The 17,189-nt window shown below is 67.0% G+C and carries 18 protein-coding genes; 10 read left to right on the top strand and 8 right to left on the bottom strand.

Going from position 1 to position 17,189, the window contains the following annotated elements:
* Positions 1-76: 76 nt before the first annotated feature.
* The 3 genes from AC1DXI_RS13600 to AC1DXI_RS13610 all read left to right on the top strand — a co-directional run bounded on the left by AC1DXI_RS13600 (position 77) and on the right by AC1DXI_RS13610 (position 3,180).
* Positions 77-562, top strand: a complete 486-nt coding sequence (locus AC1DXI_RS13600; RefSeq protein WP_476939076.1) for a glutathione peroxidase — start codon at positions 77-79, stop codon at positions 560-562.
* A 221-nt stretch (positions 563-783) separates the two neighbouring features.
* Positions 784-1,995: a formaldehyde dehydrogenase, glutathione-independent gene (gene fdhA, locus AC1DXI_RS13605; protein WP_476939077.1), complete on the top strand. Its 1,212-nt coding sequence runs from the start codon at positions 784-786 to the stop codon at positions 1,993-1,995.
* A 243-nt stretch (positions 1,996-2,238) separates the two neighbouring features.
* The gene (locus tag AC1DXI_RS13610; protein WP_476939078.1) at positions 2,239-3,180 is read left to right on the top strand and encodes a phosphodiesterase; all 942 of its coding nucleotides are present in this window, start codon (positions 2,239-2,241) and stop codon (positions 3,178-3,180) included.
* Positions 3,181-3,223: 43 nt separating this feature from the next.
* On the opposite strand, the gene AC1DXI_RS13615 is transcribed toward AC1DXI_RS13610, so the two are convergent.
* Complete coding sequence (locus tag AC1DXI_RS13615) at positions 3,224-4,762, bottom strand: stealth family protein (protein ID WP_476939079.1); 1,539 nt, start codon at positions 4,760-4,762, stop codon at positions 3,224-3,226.
* A 188-nt stretch (positions 4,763-4,950) separates the two neighbouring features.
* Positions 4,951-5,865 carry a Cof-type HAD-IIB family hydrolase gene (locus AC1DXI_RS13620; RefSeq protein ID WP_476939080.1) on the bottom strand — a complete coding sequence of 305 codons (915 nt, stop codon included), beginning with the start codon at positions 5,863-5,865 and terminating at the stop codon, positions 4,951-4,953.
* 194 nt (positions 5,866-6,059) lie between these two features.
* Here AC1DXI_RS13620 and AC1DXI_RS13625 point away from each other — a divergent pair, with 194 nt between their 5' ends.
* Together AC1DXI_RS13625 and AC1DXI_RS13630 are read left to right on the top strand one after the other, a co-directional pair.
* Complete coding sequence (locus AC1DXI_RS13625; protein WP_026266597.1) at positions 6,060-6,359, top strand: type II toxin-antitoxin system VapB family antitoxin; 300 nt, start codon at positions 6,060-6,062, stop codon at positions 6,357-6,359.
* Complete coding sequence (locus tag AC1DXI_RS13630; protein ID WP_476939081.1) at positions 6,352-7,029, top strand: LytR C-terminal domain-containing protein; 678 nt, start codon at positions 6,352-6,354, stop codon at positions 7,027-7,029. Before AC1DXI_RS13625 ends, AC1DXI_RS13630 begins: the two co-directional genes overlap by 8 nt.
* Before the next feature lie 80 nt (positions 7,030-7,109).
* Here AC1DXI_RS13630 and AC1DXI_RS13635 read toward each other — a convergent pair whose 3' ends face one another.
* A complete protein-coding gene (locus tag AC1DXI_RS13635) occupies positions 7,110-7,748 on the bottom strand; it encodes a TetR/AcrR family transcriptional regulator (protein WP_018774380.1) in 639 nt (212 codons plus the stop codon).
* Between the two features lie 169 nt (positions 7,749-7,917).
* Here AC1DXI_RS13635 and AC1DXI_RS13640 point away from each other — a divergent pair, with 169 nt between their 5' ends.
* The 4 genes from AC1DXI_RS13640 (at position 7,918) to AC1DXI_RS13655 (ending at position 11,285) form a co-directional block, all read left to right on the top strand.
* A complete protein-coding gene (locus AC1DXI_RS13640; RefSeq protein ID WP_476939082.1) occupies positions 7,918-8,877 on the top strand; it encodes a helix-turn-helix transcriptional regulator in 960 nt (319 codons plus the stop codon).
* Positions 8,870-9,733 (top strand): SDR family oxidoreductase, encoded by an 864-nt coding sequence (locus AC1DXI_RS13645; RefSeq protein WP_476939083.1) that lies wholly within the window; start codon positions 8,870-8,872, stop codon positions 9,731-9,733. The genes AC1DXI_RS13640 and AC1DXI_RS13645 overlap by 8 nt, the downstream gene beginning before the upstream one ends.
* 175 nt (positions 9,734-9,908) lie before the next feature.
* Positions 9,909-10,889, top strand: coding sequence for an aldo/keto reductase (locus AC1DXI_RS13650; RefSeq protein ID WP_476939084.1), 981 nt, complete (start codon positions 9,909-9,911; stop codon positions 10,887-10,889).
* Positions 10,890-10,919: 30 nt separating this feature from the next.
* Positions 10,920-11,285 carry a hypothetical protein gene (locus tag AC1DXI_RS13655; protein WP_476939085.1) on the top strand — a complete coding sequence of 122 codons (366 nt, stop codon included), beginning with the start codon at positions 10,920-10,922 and terminating at the stop codon, positions 11,283-11,285.
* A gap of 1 nt (position 11,286) precedes the next feature.
* On the opposite strand, the gene AC1DXI_RS13660 is transcribed toward AC1DXI_RS13655, so the two are convergent.
* Complete coding sequence (locus tag AC1DXI_RS13660; RefSeq protein ID WP_476939086.1) at positions 11,287-12,531, bottom strand: MFS transporter; 1,245 nt, start codon at positions 12,529-12,531, stop codon at positions 11,287-11,289.
* A 74-nt stretch (positions 12,532-12,605) separates the two neighbouring features.
* Here AC1DXI_RS13660 and AC1DXI_RS13665 point away from each other — a divergent pair, with 74 nt between their 5' ends.
* Entirely contained in the window at positions 12,606-13,148 is a 543-nt protein-coding gene (locus AC1DXI_RS13665; RefSeq protein WP_476939087.1) for an ArsR/SmtB family transcription factor, read from the top strand.
* A gap of 50 nt (positions 13,149-13,198) precedes the next feature.
* Here AC1DXI_RS13665 and AC1DXI_RS13670 read toward each other — a convergent pair whose 3' ends face one another.
* The 4 genes from AC1DXI_RS13670 to AC1DXI_RS13685 form a co-directional block, all read right to left on the bottom strand.
* Entirely contained in the window at positions 13,199-14,521 is a 1,323-nt protein-coding gene (locus tag AC1DXI_RS13670) for a nicotinate phosphoribosyltransferase (protein ID WP_476939088.1), read from the bottom strand.
* A 130-nt stretch (positions 14,522-14,651) separates the two neighbouring features.
* A complete protein-coding gene (locus AC1DXI_RS13675) occupies positions 14,652-15,401 on the bottom strand; it encodes a DsbA family oxidoreductase (protein ID WP_476939089.1) in 750 nt (249 codons plus the stop codon).
* 55 nt (positions 15,402-15,456) lie between these two features.
* Positions 15,457-15,993, bottom strand: coding sequence for an N-acetyltransferase family protein (locus tag AC1DXI_RS13680; protein ID WP_476939090.1), 537 nt, complete (start codon positions 15,991-15,993; stop codon positions 15,457-15,459).
* A 75-nt stretch (positions 15,994-16,068) separates the two neighbouring features.
* Positions 16,069-17,172 (bottom strand): baeRF11 domain-containing protein, encoded by a 1,104-nt coding sequence (locus tag AC1DXI_RS13685; protein ID WP_476939091.1) that lies wholly within the window; start codon positions 17,170-17,172, stop codon positions 16,069-16,071.
* Positions 17,173-17,189: the final 17 nt, after the last annotated feature.

Raw genomic sequence — 17,189 nt, forward strand, 5'->3', positions numbered from 1 at the left:
CGCCCCGGTGCCGAATAATGGAGGGACCAGTTCAGATTCCCTGCTCCGGACCATCGACACCGCAAGGACGCGCCCCATGACAGCTCTGCATTCCATTCCCCTGACCCTCATCGACGGGACCGAGACCGATTTTGGCCGTTTCAAGGGCGAGGTGGTTCTGGTGGTCAACGTGGCGTCCGAGTGCGGTTTCACACCCCAGTACGCTGGACTCGAGGCGCTGCACAACAAGTTCCGAGGCCAAGGCTTCCAGGTCCTCGGCGTCCCCTGCAACCAGTTCGCCGGGCAGGAGCCCGGCGGCGACGCCGAGATTGCCGAGTTCTGCCAGCGCAATTTCGGCGTGACCTTCCCGCTGACGGTCAAGGCCAACGTCCGGGGAAAGAACCAGCACCCGCTCTACACCGAGCTCACCAAGTTCAAGACCGGCATCCTGCCCGGCCTGGTGAAGTGGAACTTCGAGAAGTTCCTCGTGAACCGCGACGGCGAGGTCATCGCCCGCTTTGCGCCCACCGTTGAGCCAGACGCGCCGGAGATCATCGAAGCTGTTCAGTCCGCCCTCGACTGACTCGACCGGCCCGGGGTCCAGAGGAACTCAGCCCTATCCCTAAGCATGCTTAGCGCCTAGACTGGCCGGACCCTCCAAACATTCCGGGCATCCCCACGGCGCAATCAACTCTGGCAGCCGTCGGCAGTGTGGCCGGGTGTTCCTGCGGAGGGCGCATCAAAGAACTTCGTGAATCACACTAGGGCGCCCACCACGGGGCCCGTGAAAGCAGGAGGAAATAGATGACAGGGAACAAAGCCGTTGCCTACAAGGGGCCGGGCAAGGTCGAACTGATCGACATTGACTACCCCACCTTCGAACTCAAGGACGGTCCGGGGGTCAACCCCGCCAACGTGGGCCGGCAGGTGCGCCACGGCGTAATCCTCAAAACCGTGGCCACGAATATTTGCGGCTCGGACCAGCACATGGTCCGGGGGCGCACCACGGCTCCCGCCGACCTGGTGCTCGGCCACGAGATCACCGGCGAGGTGGTCGAAGTGGGCCCGGATGTTGAATTCATCAAAGTGGGGGACATCTGTTCCGTCCCCTTCAATATCGCCTGCGGGCGCTGCCGGAACTGCAAGGAGCGCAAGACCGGCATCTGCCTGAACGTCAACCCCGACCGGCCGGGCAGCGCCTACGGCTATGTGGACATGGGCGGCTGGGTAGGCGGCCAGGCCAACTACGTCCTGGTGCCGTATGCCGACTGGAACCTGTTGAAGTTCCCGGACAAAGACCAGGCCCTCGAAAAGATGATGGACCTGACGATGCTCTCGGACATCTTCCCGACCGGATTCCATGGTGCGGTCACCGCAGGCGTCGGCGTCGGGTCCACCGTCTACGTGGCAGGGGCAGGGCCTGTGGGCCTGGCCGCGGCGACCAGTGCCCAGCTCCTGGGTGCCGCCGTCGTGATTGTGGGTGACATGAACGCGGACCGCCTGGCGCAGGCACGCAGCTTCGGCTGCGAGACCATCGACCTGAGTAAGGGCGGCCCTGCCGAGCAAATCGAGCAGCTCCTCGGCGTCCCGGAAGTCGATTGCGGCGTGGACGCGGTGGGATTTGAGGCCAAGGGCCACGGGGCCGGAGCCCACGAAGCCCCCGCTACTGTCCTGAACTCGCTGATGGAAGTAACGGCCGCCGGCGGTGCCCTGGGCATCCCCGGGCTCTACGTCACCGGCGACCCGGGCGGCGTGGACGAGGCCGCGAAGAAGGGCTCGCTCTCGCTCAGCCTCGGAACGGGCTGGGCAAAGTCGCTCAGCTTCACTACGGGACAGTGTCCGGTCATGAAATACAACCGGCAGCTGATGATGGCGATCCTGCACGACAAGGTGCACATCGCCAAGAACGTCAACGCGAAGGCGATTTCCCTGGAGGACGCGCCGAAGGGCTACGCGGAATTCGACGCCGGCGCGGCGACGAAGTTCGTGCTTAACCCCAACGGGTACCTGAGCTAGCGGAAACCGTGAACCCTGCGGCACTGTCCGTCCCGCCCCGTTGACCCGGGGAATGGGGAGTGCCGCCGGGCGGCCGCGCCTCGTATATGCCGGCAAGTGCATGTGAGGGTGGGCCACCTGTTAACGCCCACTTTTCCAATATGCCTGTCGCAGTTTTTACATTGTTTGCCTAATGTCTGGTTGGATAGTTGTTACTGAGAGGGACACTGGAGGCACCGCTTCCACCCAACCAAGAAGGCAGCAATGGAGCGCATCGAGGCCGAGCACCCCCGGCCACGTCATTTCCTACTTCACCTGAGCGACCCCCACTTGCTGGGGGGTCCGCAACCCCTGCACGGCGTCGTGGACAGCGAAGCCCTGCTCAGGCAACTCTTCGAGGAGGTCCACGCCTCGGGGGCACGCCCCGAAGCCGTGATCTTCACGGGCGACCTGGCTGACCTGGGGGAACCCGAAGCGTATGCCAAGCTCCGCGCCATCGTGGATCCGGCGTGCGAGGCCTTGGGGGCCAAGGTCATTTGGGCGATGGGCAACCACGACGACCGGGCCAATTTCCGGGCCGGGCTCCTGGACCAGGCCGACAATGACGCGCCACTGGACCACAGCTACTTCGTCAACGGGCTGCGCATCATCACCCTGGACACCTCGGTGCCCGGCTTCCACCATGGCGAATTGAGCCACGACCAGCTGGACTGGCTCGCTGCTGAGCTGGCCACGCCGGCCCCGGACGGGACCATCCTTGCCCTGCACCACCCGCCGGTACCGTCCGTGCTGGATCTTGCCGTGCTCGTGGAGCTCCGGGGCCAGTCGGCGCTTGCCGGAGTCCTGCGCAACTCCGATGTCCGCGCCATCCTGGGCGGCCACCTGCACTATTCGACCACGGCAACGTTCGCGGGCATCCCCGTGTCCGTGGCTTCAGCCACCTGCTACACCCAGGACCTGAACGTTCCTGTCGGCGGCACCCGAGGCCGCGACGGCGGGCAGGCGTTCAACCTGGTCCACGTCTACGAACACACGATCGTGCACTCCGTGGTGCTGCTCGGCGACACCCCGGCGGTGGGGGAGCTGGTCTCTCCCGAGGAAGTCCAGCGCCGGCTCGCGGCCGCAGGGATCGATATTCCTGAGAAGGCCAAGCTCGAGGCCCCGTCCCGGACGCCGGCGCACCGCAGGTACACCACCCTGAACTGATTCACTCACTGGCTGACGCGGCGCCCGCTTTGGTCACGGTTCGTTACTTCTCCCAGGGTGCCTTGATGGGGTAGTACTTCTCCAGGAAGTCCGTGACCAGTTCGGCCCGCTCTTCCGCCGGGACCTCGGGGAAACTGCCGTCGTTGAGGCAGAAGAAGTCCATGTTCCGCTTGGCCAGGAGCTTGGGCAGGTAGTTCAGGCCGGCCCGCGCCGTCGTGTCCACATATCTCACCTTGGCGGCCGTCTGGGTCACGGCCCGGCCAGTGAGCAGCGCGTAGTAGTGGTAGAACGAGTTGGTCACGGAGATGTTGTCCGCTGCCCGGAAGGTGCTCGCGGCGGTCTTGGCAAACTCGGCCGGGAACTCCTGCTCCATCTGCTCGACCACGCTGCGGCGCAGCGGGGCCGCCGTGTGCTCCAGGTGACGTGTGGTGATGCGGCCGAAGCGGTTCCAGAGCAGCTTGCGGTTCACCCGGGCGGCGTTCTCAAAGCCGCTGCGTTCGGCGTCGTTGTCGCCCAGCCCGATCCGGGTCTCGGCCTCGATGAACTTCGTGATGCCGCCCGGGGTGAAGAACATGTCCGGGCCCACGGCACGGCCGAAGAACATGTCGTCGTTCGAATAGAGGAAGTGCTCGGAGAGCCCCTCGATGTGGTGCAGCTGACACTCCACGGCCTGCGAATTGTGCGTGGGCAGAACCGACGTGTCGGCGAAAAACTCTTCGCTCCGGACGATCGTCACACTCGGGTGGTCGGCCAGCCATGACGGTGCGGGGGAGTCCGTGGCGATGAAGATCCGGCGGATCCACGGCGCAAACATGTACACCGAGCGCAGGGCGTACTTGAGCTCATCGATCTGGCGGAAGCGGGCCTCGTGGTCATCCCCCTCGCCCACCACCACGCCGGCCATGCGGGCGCGGCGGGCCGCGATGTACTCGGGGGAGCTGCCGTCCACCCATGAGAACACCAGGTCGATGTCGAAGCTGATGTCGCTGGCGTGGTCGGCGAACATGTTCTCGATGGTGGGCCACGTGTGGCCGTAGCGTTCCACGGTGCCGCGCACTGCGTCCTGGGCCAGCATGGTGCGGCGCGTCAGGGAGTTCTCGATCGGCAGGATCAGCTGATCGCCTTCGAAGCTCCACAGCTCCAGCTGGACGCCGGCGGACGCCCCGAATTCAAAACCGCCTTCGGGTTCCACCCGGGGCCGGTAGAGCCGGAAGATCCGGGCCTGGCGGTTCGGCGACAGCTCGCCGTCGGCCACGAGCACGGAGGACTTCTTCTTGGCGTCCACGCTCATGGAATACAACGGCTCGTCGCGGCACGCCTCCACGAGGGCGTCGCGGAGTTCCTTGCGGTCTTTCCAGTCGACGGCGACGACCGGGCGGTGGTTGTTGCCGCGGACCAGCAGGTAGCCGATGCCGGCGCCGGCCAGGACGGAACGCAGGAACATCAGGTCCTCGACCATGGCCTGGTACGGCGTGCGGTTTTCGTTGATCAGCGCATAGCGGCCGCGGTGGCGGACAACGTCGGAGCGGGTCCGGAATCTGGCGACCGCGGCCGCCGACGTGACCTCGGCGTGGGCGTCCACAGATGCCTGGCTGCCATAGTAAATCTCGTCTTGGATCGCTGCTTCGGTAATGTCTGAGCTCCCGCTTCTATCAGTGCGTTGGTGTCTACTTGCATGATAACGCGGGCCTCAAAATTGCCGCGGAAAACCGGCCGCCACGCGGCGGACGTGCCGGCGAAGCGCGACGGGCCAAACGGCGGATCGGGGCCTCAGCCGGTGACGACGGCCAGCCAATGGTGGAGGAAGGCGGCACCGGCGTCGTCGTGGATCACGTCTTCGCCGAGCCCCAGATCGGCGGCGGTGAGAACCTCGTAGGGTTTGACCGGGATGCCGTCCGCGGGCCGGACGTCGACGTGCTTCACGGCGTGGTCGTTATGGTGCAGCCAGTCGGCCATGGCGTAGTCCGTACGGGAATCGCCCACCGTGCGCCATGCCTGCGGCGTGATGCCCTGCGCGGCCAGGAACTCCACGGCCCGGCTCGCGCCCAGGTCCTTGCCCAGCCGGACCGATTCGATGTCGGTGGAAATGATGGTCGGATCGACGCGGAAGTCGATCTGGTCATCCGAATCGGGGACGTGGTGGTCCAGCCGCACCACGCCGAGCCCGTGCCGGGCCATGATGCCCATGGCGTCGGCGTCGAAGAGTTCCTGCTCGGCCCGGTAGTCCGGGTTGGCGACGGCAATGTGCTGCTCCACGGAGACCATGGCCCGCTTGGTTTCGTCGTAGAACATGTGGGCGGAGTAGTCCTCGGCCACCAGGCGGCGGACGTCGTCGCCGAAGGCCTGCGGAATGGCGAGCTCGTGGTCCACGTGGACGGGGCCGGGTCCTTCCGCGGTGTAGCTGAACCAGACGGCGCCCTTCTCGCAAATGGCGTGGATCAGGGTGCCGGCGGGCATCCCCGCGGCGATCATCGGTTCCATGACCTGCTCGCGGATGAACGCGTCCGACCGGCCGGTGTTGAAGATGACCGGCACGCCGGCGGCGGCCAGGGCCACCAGGTCGGCGATGATGCCGGGCTGCACCTCGCGGGTGACCGGGCTCGCGACCGGACCGTCGACGTCGAGCAGCAGCGCCAGCACGGGGGCCGACGGCGACGGAACAGGGACAGTCTCGGGTGAAGTCATACGGCCATTCTGTCAGCCGTACGGGACGTTTGGGTGAACCGTGCAGCAGATCGACGGCCCGGCGCCGGATGTGAGAGGCGGCAGGCGCTGTCGTGTCAATGCGTCGTGTGACAAATGGTTACCGTTTGGCCACAACCTCACGCCGCCCGGGGACATTCATTCCTTCGGGCGTCGAAGTTCCCTAGGCTGGCATGGTGATATTCAAAGCTGTGGGCGAGGGACGCCCTTACCCCGACCATGGTTACACCACGCCCAAGGACTGGGCGGCCCTGCCGCCGCGTCCTGTGCGGCTTGATGAGCTGGTGACCACGAAGCGCACACTGGACCTTGAAGCCCTGCTGGCCGAGGACTCCACGTTTTTCGGTGACCTCTTTCCGCACGTCGTGGAATACCGTGGCGTCCTCTACCTTGAAGACGGCCTGCACCGGGCAGTCCGCACCGCGTTGCACCAGCGCACCGCAATCCACGCGCGGGTCCTCGTGATAAATGGCTAGGAAGCCGCCAGACGTCAAAGTCCTGCACGGGCACCGCGTCATCAGTGGCTCCGAGCTGCGGGCCACGTTCGTGGAGCAGGACAATACGGCAGAGAACCCCATTCGGCTGCGGCGCAGGATCCTGCACGGCGTTGTCCTGGTGATGCTTGTCGGCCTGATCGTGGCCGCGATCGTGGTGGCCCTGGCCATCATGAATGGCCAGATCAAGATCCCCGGGGCGGAGCGGAGCAAGGCGGCTGTGTCGGTATGCCCGGCGGCCACCTACGACTACACGCCGCCGGAGAAGGTCCACGTCAACATCTACAATTCCACGAGCCGGCCGGGACTGGCCCGAAACGTGGCCGACCAGCTTGCCGCCCGGAAATTCCTGGTGGGTGCCGTGGGGAACACGACGTCGAGCTACCGCGGCGTGGCGCTGGTGGTCTCCGGTGCTGCCGGCCAGTCGGCCGCCTTCAGTGTCCAGCGCCACGTGCCCGGCTCGGACTATGTCCAGGACGGCCGCGCGGACCCGAGCGTGGACGTGATCATTACGGGCGACTTCAAGGAACTGGCCAAGCCGGAACTCGTGGACCAGACGCCGGGCCAGCTCAGCTGCCCCCGCGAGAACCGGCGCATCGTGGATGAGGCCACGTTGCCCGCCGTACCCACTGCGACGCCCGGCACGGGCTAGGCACGGACTTCGGGCGCCGCGGGCGCAGTCCGGGTCACGCCGTCCAGGCCACGCAGCGGGCGCACTCCCGGCGCCGCAGCCTAGCGGATGGTGCGGACCGGCCGGCCGGCGTCGTCGAACCTGGCCCCGGCTCCCAGCTGGACAAACCGCACCGTCCGGGCGAGCCGTGCCTCGGCCTCGGCGTCCTGGCCCGCACCGTCGCCCCGCGCCGCGCTGGAGGAGAGCGTGCCGTGGATGAGCTGGGCCAGCTGGGCAATGTCCGACTCGGGCAGGTACCCCTGGGCCATGCCGTCGCGCAGGATGCCCCGCAGGAGCACGCTGAGCTCACCCACGTGGTCGGCGAGTTTGGCGAACGACGACGGCGAGAGCACCGCCGCCATGGCCGGCCCCGGCGGCAGGTGGCGCCGGCTCAGGTCCTCCACCTGGGCACGGACGTAGACGGCCAGGCGCTCCACCGGGTTCTCCAGTGCATCGAGGGATTCGCGCAGATCGAGCAGGAACCGCTCGGTCTCATCCAGGGCGTAGGCGATGAGGAGCTCTTCGATGTCCGCATAGTAGTTGTAGACGGCGGTCCGGCCGATCTGGGCGTGGCGCGCGACGTCCGTCATGGTCAGGCCGGGGAGCCCGTGGGTGAAAAGGAGTTCCCCGAATGCGGTCAGAATGCGGCGCTGGGTCTCGGCACGTTGGGCGGCGTTGCTCGCGGCCGAAATCCTAGGCATACGGACACTTTAGCGCGATCTGTCACCAAAGCAGCCGGGTGGCGGACTATGACACGGCCAGCTACAAACATCGGCCGATTCCGAGGGGCCACGTCTGTATCCACCACCTCAACTGGGGGTGTCTGACAGACACTGCCACCGCCCGTCCGGCCTGCGTAGCGTGGTGGATGTGGAAAGAAAAGACGAAATCCGAGACTTCCTGATCTCGCGACGGGCGAAGATCACCCCAGAGCTGGCCGGCCTGCCCAACTACAGCGAGCTGCGCCGCGTGCCGGGACTGCGTCGGGAGGAAGTGGCACAGCTCGCCGGGGTAAGCACGGACTACTACACGCGGCTGGAACGCGGCAGCATCCGCGGCGTCTCGGACTCGGTCCTCGACGCTGTGGCCTCCGCCCTTCAGCTGGATGAGGCGGAGCGGACGCATCTGATGGACCTGGCCAGGACGGCCAACACGCCATCATCGCGGCGTCCGGCGCGCCGGCCACCGCAGCAGCGGGTCCGTCCGGGAGTTCTGCGTTTGCTGGAGGGGATGACCGGCGCGGTCGCCCTGGTGCAAAACGGACGCTCGGACGTGCTGGCCGCCAATGCCTTGGGCCGCGCGCTGTACGGGCCGGTGTTCGCGTCCACAGCAGCCGCCCGTCCGGAGGTCCCGGGCCAGTTGCCGAACCAGGCACGTTATCTCTTCCTCGATCCGGGCGCCGGGGACTTTTACCCCGATTGGCGCGCAATCGCCGCCACCACAGTGGCGATGCTCCGCTCGGAAGCGGGCCGGAATCCCCATGACCGCGCATTGAACGAGCTGGTCGGCGAGCTGAGCACACGCAGCGGGCACTTCGCCGCATTGTGGGCCGGCCATGACGTACGGATCCACACCACGGGAACCAAGCGCTTCCACCATCCGGTCGCAGGGGACGTGTCGCTGCAGTTTGAGACGCTTCACCTTCCCGGCGATGAGGGACAGACCCTGTTCACCTTCACCGCGGAGCCCGGCTCCGCGTCCGAAAACGCGCTGGCGTTCCTTGCCAGCTGGGCGGCATCGCCAACCACCACCAGCGACTCTTCCGTTCCGGATCTGCGCTCCCCCGCGCGGCCCGGAACTCTTAACCCAGGAAAGACAGAACATGACTGAGCAAAACGACGCCAAAACCGAGCAGAAGGTCTGGTTCATCACCGGGGCAGGTCGCGGTATGGGCACCGACATCGCCAAGGCGGCCCTGGCCGCCGGCCACGCGGTGGTCGCCACCGGCCGCAACCCCGACAAGGTGATCCGGGCCATCGGCGACAGCGAGGACCTGCTGGCCGTGAAACTCGACGTCACCGACCCCGCCGACGCCACCGCAGCCATCCAGGCCGCCGTCGACCGGTTCGGCCGGATCGACGTCCTCGTGAACAACGCCGGCAACTTCTACGCCGGGTTCTTCGAAGAAATCACCCCGGAAGACTTCCGGAAACAGATCGAAACCACCATGTTCGGGCCCATGAACGTCACCCGCGCGGCCCTGCCCGTCCTGCGGGCCCAGCGCTCCGGGCTGGTCGTCACGATCTCCTCCACCGCCGGCATCGCCGGCGGGGAGTTCCTTTCTGCCTACGCCGCCTCGAAGTTCGGCGTCGAAGGCTGGGCCGAGTCCCTCGCCCCCGAAGTCGCCCCGTTCGGGATCCGCACCATGATCGTGGAACCGGGATTCTTCCGCACCGAGCTCCTCACCCCCGAATCCACCAGCTACGCAGCATCCACCATCGAGGACTACGCCGAAAGGACCGAGCAGACGGTCACCGCGTGGAAAGGCATGAACGGCCAGCAGGGCGGGGACCCGGCCAAACTCGCCAACGCCCTCATTCAACTGGCCGAACTGGATGAACCGCCGCTGCGCTTCGCCGCCGGCGCCGACGCCGTCGGACTCTTCGAGACCCGGGCCAAGGACCTCCAGGCCCAGGCCGACGCCCACCGCGAACTCTCCGGCAACCTCGCCCACAACGACGCCTGACACCGACGCCTGACACCTACGCAAGCGGACGACGGCGGGAGCCTCCCGCCGTCGTCCACCAGGTCCGCACATACCCGCTGGACGCCAATGGCTGCCGGCTGCCCAAAACCCCTTGCCGGGCTGTGGGCCATGCCCACGTCCCAGTCTCGGGAACCACACCCAAAGGAAGCACAACATGAAGAACGCACGCCTCGGAGGCCTGGAAGTCTCCCGCATCGGGCTCGGCGCCATGACCATGGCCGGCACCTACACCAGCGAGGGCGCCCTGGATAACGCGGAGTCGATCCGCACCGTCCACCGGGCCCTCGACCTCGGGGTCACCCACATCGACACCGCGGAGATCTACGGGCCGTTCCTGAGCGAGGAGATCGTCGGCCAGGCCGTCAAGGGACGCCGCGACCAGGTCAAGATCGCAACGAAGTTCGGCCTGGTCTCCCATGCCGGCGGCGGCCCCGGCGTGGTCGACAGCAGCGCGGCGAACGTGAAGGCCGCCGTCGATGGCTCCCTCAGGCGCCTCGGCACCGACCACATCGACCTGTACTACCAGCACCGGATCGACCGGAACACCCCGATCGAGGAGACTGCCGGCGCGGTTTCGGACCTGATCGCCGAGGGCAAGGTGCTGCACTTCGGGCTGTCCGAGGCCTCGCCGGAGACCATCCGCCGGGCACACGCCGTGCAGCCGGTCTCGGCATTGCAGACGGAGTACTCGCTGTGGACCCGGGACGTGGAGGCGGAGATCCTGCCGCTGCTGCGCGACCTCGGAATTGGTTTCGTGCCGTATTCGCCGCTCGGACACGGGCTGCTGACCGGCCAGATCCGCTCCGTCGACGACTTCGCCGATGACGACTGGCGCAAAACCAACCCGCGGTTCACGGGCGAGAACTTCCGCCGCAACCTCGCGATCGTCGACGAGGTAAAGGCCATCGGCGCCGAGATCGGCGCGACCCCCGCGCAGACCGCCCTCGCGTGGCTGCTGACCCGCGGGATCGACATCGCCCCGATCCCCGGCACCCGCCGGGTCTCCCGGGTCGAGGAGAACACCGCGGCCGACGGCATCGAACTCACCCGTGACCAGCTCGAGCGGCTGGACACGCTCCGGCCCGCTGCGGGGGAACGCCACGACGAGGCCAACATGGCATCGATCGACAGCTGACAGCGACTCAACACCGAGCAAGGGGCGCGGATGCCCGACCCGCGCCCCTCCCCGTCCGCCTCCGGGCCGGAGTCCCGCCCCCTTCCCAAGAAGCAGGAAGACCATGACCAAATCCGCCGCGCCCCTCACCGATCCCGCCGCTCCCCCCAAACAGCAACCAGCATCGGCGTGCTCCTCGCCCAGGCCGGCTTCGCCGCCGGTGCGACCGTCGGAGGCGTCACCCTTGACTCCTTCGGCGTCGCCACCATCCCCCTGGTCGGCCTCGCCTTCGTCGTCGGGTCGATCATCATCGCAACAACACTTCGAAACACCACTTCGAAACACCACCCGCAACTCGCCTTCACAAGCTGCTGGGGCAGGAACCGTCCTGCCCCAGACCTCTCCGGAAGGCAGTAACCTAGGATTCGACGTCGGCCGCGGCAATTGCCTTGTCCGTGAGGACGGGCATCATCCCCAGCAGCGCTAGGGTCAGCACTCCCATGATGCCGAACATGACCTGCAGGCCCAGCCATTGGGCCAGGACGCCGCCGGCTGCTGCACCGAGCGGCATGGTGCCCCAGGCCAGCAAGCGGTAGGCGCTGTTGACTCTGCCCAGCAAGCGGTTGGGAGTAATGCGCTGGCGCAGGGATACCGTGATGACGTTCCAAAGCACGATCAGCATGCCGCCCACAAAGAAAATTGAGCCAAGAACATAGGGATTGTCGGTCATGGCGGGCGCACCAACGAACAGCGCGGCCCCGAAGATCGTGAGCATCAGGGACTTCGACCGGCCCAGCCTGGCCTCCACCCGTTCGGAGATGAACGAGCCAACGAAGGCGCCGAGCGCGGAGGTGGTCAAGAGCAGGCCGAACCCCACTTCGGACAGCCCCATCTGTGAAGCCGGGCCCACGGCAAACAGCACCAAGACCGCGAATGCCGCGCTGGATGCGAAGTTGAACACCCCGGTCATCACCGCGAGTGTGCGCAGGATCTTCTGGTTCCAGAGGAACCGCAGACCCTCACCAATGTCGAATCGCAGTGTCGTCTTCCGCTCACGTTCTGTGCGAAAAGCCCCCGGGACTAGGAGCAGTCCGCCGAGAGCGGCAAGCCACAATGCCGCCGGCACGGCGACGCCCGCAACGACGCCGACGGCCACCAGCAGCCCGCCCAGCGGGGGACCAATGAACTGGTTGGTGGTGAGCTCGACGGCGTAGAGCCGGCCGTTGGCGCGCGACAGCTGATCCCTGTGCACCAGCTGGGGCATGATCGACTGCGCGGAGGTGTCGTAGAGCGTTTCAGCCACACCCACCATCAGTGCGACAACGTACAGAGCCCACATGGAGCCCAAATCCAGCACAACGACGGCGGCCAGCAAGGCGGGCAGCATCGCCCGGCTGAGGTTGGCCCACAACATGAGCTTGCGCCGGTCCAGCCGGTCGGCCAGCGCGCCGGCAGTGAGGGCGAAGAGGAGCCAGGGAAGCGTCGCTGCGACGCTCAGTCCGGCAACGAGGGTGGGTGACTGGGTGAACTGAATGGCCAGCAGCGGCAGCGCGATCTTAAAGACGCCGTCCGCGAGGTTGGAGAGCCCGGATGAGGTCCACAGCTTCCAGTAGGACGCACCCAGCGGCGCACGATGCCGTTCCTGCACAGCGTGATTGGTCATAGGTGGACCATTCCATAGCGATTGAGAAAATTCAAGGTGGTTGAATCTAGTACATCGGATTGTAGGATTGGGGCATGACGGACGCAGAGCAGGCGAGCGCGGACCAGCAAAGACCCGTCGCGAGCGCCCGGGAGATCAAGGCGTTGGCCCATCCGCTGCGCCTGAGGATCCTGCGCCTGTGCGGGCTTCACGAACTGACCAACAAACAACTCGCAGACCGGCTGGGCCAGGATCCGGGGACGGTGCTCTATCACGTGCGGCAGTTGCTCTCAACGGGATTCCTTGAACCCGCCGGGGTCCGCACGGGAGAGAGCGGCGCGCTGGAGAAGCCGTATCGTTCCACGGGGCGGTCTTGGAAGCTGGACACCGCACTGGGTGAAGCCGGTCCCGCCGGTCCGCTGGCACCGCTCGAGGCGTTCCGGGAAGAGCTGACGGAAGCAGGGCCGGATGCACTCGCCAGCCTCTCACGCTTCGTCCTGCACCTCTCCGAGGAAGATGTTGAAGACCTCACCACGCGTATCCACGCTGTGCTGAGCGAATACACCGGCAGCGATCGGCAGCGATCGGACCAGCCCGCATACGGCGGCATCTTTGTCCTGCACCGGACGTCAGACTAGGTTTCGGCCCCCAAGAAGGAGACGCGGGTATTGCGTCGCCTTGGCGGGCTTTATTCGTAGACGGTGGGGATGGCCGGCTCGCCGGGCTGCAGTCTGTCCACCACCCGGGGCAGCTCCGCCATGGAGGCCGTGTGCCGGTCCCGCGCCCGCCCCACCGCGTCCGGGCCGGTCCAGCCGGGCAGGATTTCGCCGTCTTTCATGAACTGCTGCAGGAGGGGACGTCCCTTTCTTCCTGCGGCCGGCGGGTGGCCCACACCGAGGACCTCGTGGGTGGCGGTCCCGCGGTCGTCGAGGCGGCGCACGGCAAACTTGCGCCCGCCCACGTTGATCTTGTCCTTCGAGGTCTTCGCCACGGCAGTCAGCTCACCGGAGTCCCCGGCCCGGCTCACCAGCTTGTAGACCATCCCGGCCGTGGGCGCCCCGGATCCGGTCACCAGCGACGTGCCGATGCCATAAGAATCGGCCGGGGCAGAGCGGAGCGCGGCGACGGAGAATTCGTCCAGGTCCGAGGTCACCACGATTCTGGTGTGTACGTTGCCGAGGCTGTCCAGGAGTTCGCGGACCCACCGCGCCTGGGCCAAGAGGTCTCCGGAGTCCAGCCGGATGGCGCCGAGTTTGTCTCCGGCGAGGTCGACGGCGGTGCGGACCGCCGCTTCGACGTCGTACGTGTCCACGAGAAACGTGGTGCCGGCCCCAAGGGAGGCCAGCTGCGCTGCGAAGGCCTCGCGCTCGGAATCGTGGACCAGCGTAAAGGAATGGGCCGCGGTGCCGATGGTCCGCAGGCCGTAGCGCCGCCCGGCGGCCAGGTTGGACGTGCCGGAAAAGCCGGCGATCACGGCCGCGCGGGCCGCCGCGGCGGCCGCTTCCTCATGCGTGCGACGGGAGCCCATCTCAATGCAGGGCCTGCCGCCGGCGGCACTGATCATCCGGGAAGCGGCCGAGGCGATGGCGCTGTCATGGTTCAGCACCGACAGAACGTAGGTCTCCAGGACGCAGGCCTCGGCGAACGTCGATTCGACGATCAGGACGGGGGAGTGCGGGAAAAAGGCTTCCCCTTCCGGATAGCCCCAGATGTCGCCGGAGAACCGGAAGGCGGCCAGGTGCTCCAGCGTGTCCTCATGGACCACCCCGGTTCCGGCCAGAAAATCGAGGTCGTCCTGGTCGAAACGGAAGCCCGCGATACCCTCCAGGAGCCGGCCGGTGCCGGCCACGATCCCGTACCTGCGCCCGTCCGGCAGCCCCCGGGCGAAGGCCTGGAACACGGACCGGCGGTGTGCCGCACCGGAGTGCAGCGCCGCCTGGAACATCGTCAGCTCATAGTGGTCCGTAAACAGGGAGGTCCGGGGCCCGTCCGGTCCGGCCGAAGTGTTCATGATTCACTCTAGGCCGGGCCGCCCGAAGCCGCAGGATGCCGCCAGTGCCGGGAGTTCGCCGGAATCGCCCCGAGTCGCCGGAAATTTCCGGCGAATCCGGGAGTTTCCGGCGACTTCGACGATGCCGGGCTCAGATGGGGCAGCCGTCCGGGCCGCACGCACCCGCGGCACTATCCGTTCCGGCGGCATCCGCGCCGGCGGCACCCGCATCGGATCCCCCGGCGGCGCTCACCATGACCAGCGGGTGGCTGTCCTGCCACGCCTGCTCGAGGGCCGCGCTGAAGGTCTCCGCGGGCTGGGCGCCGGAGAGCCCGAACTTCCGGTCAATCACGAAGAACGGGACGCCGCTGATGCCCAGGGCGCGGGCCTCGGCGATGTCGTGGCGGACGTCGTCGGCGTAGGCGTCGGTGCTGAACAGTTCCGCCAGGTCGCCGGCGTCGAGTCCGAGGTCCAGGCCCAAGGCGGTCAGGTAGTCCTGGCTGCCGATGTCTTGGCCGTGCTCGAAGTGGTCGCTGAGCAGGCGTTCCTTCGCGGCGTCCTGCTGGCCGTGGGCGGCGGCGAGGTGGATCAGCCGGTGGGCCGTGAAGCTGTTGGCCACCACGACGGCGTCGAACCGGTAGTTCAGCCCCTCGCCCTTGGCCTGGGCCGCCACGTGCTCGAACATCTGCGATACCTGCGCCGGAGCCATCCCCTTGCGGGTGCTGAGGTAGTCCAGTTCGGTGCCGTCGTAATGCTCCGGGAGCGTGGGGTCCAGCTGGTAGCTGCGCCACTGCACCTCCACGGAATCGCGGTGCGGGAAGGCCGCGAGGGCGGTTTCGAATCGGCGTTTGCCGATGTAGCACCAGGGGCAGGCGACGTCGGACCAGATCTCAATCTTCATGCCCGCGACAACCGCGCCGCCGCCGGGTCCATTCCCCGGCGGGCTGTCGGCTTCGTCACGGTGTGACCGGGCGCTCCATCACGAAGTCGTGTTCGACGGTGTCGCCCAGCCGGAAGGACTTGGTGCCGACCTTGCGGAAACCGGACTTCTCGTAGAACCGGATGGCCCGGGCGTTTTGGCTGTTCACGCCGAGCCAGATCCCGCGGGCGCCGGCCGCCGCTGCCGAGCCGATGCTGGCGTGCATCAGTTCGGCCGAGGCGCCGAGCCCGTGGTGCTCCGGGTGGACGTAGCACTTGCTGAGCTCGGTGCACGGCAGTTCGCTCAGGACAGCGGCCACCTCCGGGTCCTGGGCGGGGCGGGCCACCAGCAGGCTGTAGCCGCGGAGCTCGCCGTCGGCGTCGATCACCAGCACGGTTACCTCGGGATCGGCCAGATAGGCACGGAAATTGGCCTCGCTCAGGGTGCTGGCCAGGTGGGCCGCGATGTCCTCCGGTCGGGACTCCGGCGGGCACGCCAGCGGGAAGGTGACGGCCGCGAGCGCAGCCAGCCTCCCGGCGTCGTCCGCGGTGGCTGTCCGGATCTGGTGCGTCATAGCTAAAACCCTAGTCCGCGGCGGGGCCCGGGCATCAATAAGGAATGGCGTGGTTTGGGGGGGCAGGGCTACATATCAGATGGCGTAGCGGAGGATTCCGACGGCCTCCACATTTTCCGGCATGTCGGATCGGCGCACAGCGAGGACCCGGGCGCCCGAGCCGAGGGCCCGGCGGGCGATTTCCTCGACCACGTCCTGTCCGGTGTCCCCGTCCAGGGTGAGCGCGCCGTCGTCTCCGACAGCACCGTTGACTCTGGCATCCATGTCCACGGCGAGCGTCGCAATGGCGCCGAAGGCGGCGGCCCGCGCCAAGTCGCTGAGGTCGGCGGTGCCGCGGCCGCTGGGGCGGCGCTCTTCAAACGTCGTTTGCAGGGCAATAAGATCGGCCGCATAGATCCGGTCGAGTACGCCACGCGCCGCTTCCGCCAATTGGGCCGGGGTCAGTTCATCGGGGTTCCCCTCGATGCCCTCGGACGCGAGGTGGGCGTATCCTGCGAGGTTGCGGTAGATGCTCGCGAGCGGCTCCGTCGCAGCGATCACCAGCGGCAGGGACTGCCCGTTCAACAAGGGACGAAGCACGTGGTCGACGGAACGGGCGTACTGGGCCAGCCGTACCTTTCGTCCCTCGTCGCCATGCAGCCGCCCGAAGTGGGAGCGGCCGCCGATCGATTCGAGCCCGACGGCACTGGCTGCATCCTGTGGCATGCCCGGTACCGTGACCTCTTCGGCCGGTCGGTCCGCCGTGACCTCGATGAGCCGTGCCCCGTTCTGTGAGATGGCGAGCACGAGCGCCGCGTTGGGGAAGGTGAGGGCACGGAGCAGCGGTGTGATGGCGAAGCGATCGGCGACGCTCACGTGGTCTTCGAGATCGTTGGGCAAACGGAACTCGAGAATCGAAGTCGGCGTCACGAAGATGGCCAGGCTCCGCCCCATCTCAAACCAGAATTCCGGGGATCCCAGCAGCTCGTCGAGAAACGTTTCTATCGCGACGACCGCGTCGTTGCTTCCCGCTTCGCGGAGCTGTTCGACGGCGGAACTGAACAAGGACCGGGCTCGGGACTGATTGTCCTCCGAATGGGCCGGGACGCTGCTCGTCGAAAGATACACGGTGACGCTGTGTGGATCGCGCGCGGCGGCCAGCCGTTCCACGTCGTCCCGGGTCGGCATATCGATGTGCATGGGGGTGCTCCTTTTTA

The sequence above is a fragment of the Arthrobacter sp. P1_H7 genome (genome assembly GCF_056405215.1).

Excerpts from the sequence above, each read along its gene's own strand:
- AC1DXI_RS13600 (WP_476939076.1), top strand. The coding sequence starts at position 77 with ATGACAGCTCTGCATTCCATTCCCCTGACCCTCATCGACGGGACCGAG.
- fdhA (WP_476939077.1), top strand. The coding sequence starts at position 784 with ATGACAGGGAACAAAGCCGTTGCCTACAAGGGGCCGGGCAAGGTCGAA.
- AC1DXI_RS13610 (WP_476939078.1), top strand. The coding sequence starts at position 2,239 with ATGGAGCGCATCGAGGCCGAGCACCCCCGGCCACGTCATTTCCTACTT.
- AC1DXI_RS13620 (WP_476939080.1), bottom strand. The coding sequence starts at position 5,865 with ATGACTTCACCCGAGACTGTCCCTGTTCCGTCGCCGTCGGCCCCCGTG.
- AC1DXI_RS13630 (WP_476939081.1), top strand. The coding sequence starts at position 6,352 with ATGGCTAGGAAGCCGCCAGACGTCAAAGTCCTGCACGGGCACCGCGTC.
- AC1DXI_RS13635 (WP_018774380.1), bottom strand. The coding sequence starts at position 7,748 with ATGCCTAGGATTTCGGCCGCGAGCAACGCCGCCCAACGTGCCGAGACC.
- AC1DXI_RS13645 (WP_476939083.1), top strand. The coding sequence starts at position 8,870 with ATGACTGAGCAAAACGACGCCAAAACCGAGCAGAAGGTCTGGTTCATC.
- AC1DXI_RS13650 (WP_476939084.1), top strand. The coding sequence starts at position 9,909 with ATGAAGAACGCACGCCTCGGAGGCCTGGAAGTCTCCCGCATCGGGCTC.
- AC1DXI_RS13655 (WP_476939085.1), top strand. The coding sequence starts at position 10,920 with ATGCCCGACCCGCGCCCCTCCCCGTCCGCCTCCGGGCCGGAGTCCCGC.
- AC1DXI_RS13660 (WP_476939086.1), bottom strand. The coding sequence starts at position 12,531 with ATGACCAATCACGCTGTGCAGGAACGGCATCGTGCGCCGCTGGGTGCG.
- AC1DXI_RS13665 (WP_476939087.1), top strand. The coding sequence starts at position 12,606 with ATGACGGACGCAGAGCAGGCGAGCGCGGACCAGCAAAGACCCGTCGCG.
- AC1DXI_RS13670 (WP_476939088.1), bottom strand. The coding sequence starts at position 14,521 with ATGAACACTTCGGCCGGACCGGACGGGCCCCGGACCTCCCTGTTTACG.
- AC1DXI_RS13675 (WP_476939089.1), bottom strand. The coding sequence starts at position 15,401 with ATGAAGATTGAGATCTGGTCCGACGTCGCCTGCCCCTGGTGCTACATC.
- AC1DXI_RS13680 (WP_476939090.1), bottom strand. The coding sequence starts at position 15,993 with ATGACGCACCAGATCCGGACAGCCACCGCGGACGACGCCGGGAGGCTG.
- AC1DXI_RS13685 (WP_476939091.1), bottom strand. The coding sequence starts at position 17,172 with ATGCACATCGATATGCCGACCCGGGACGACGTGGAACGGCTGGCCGCC.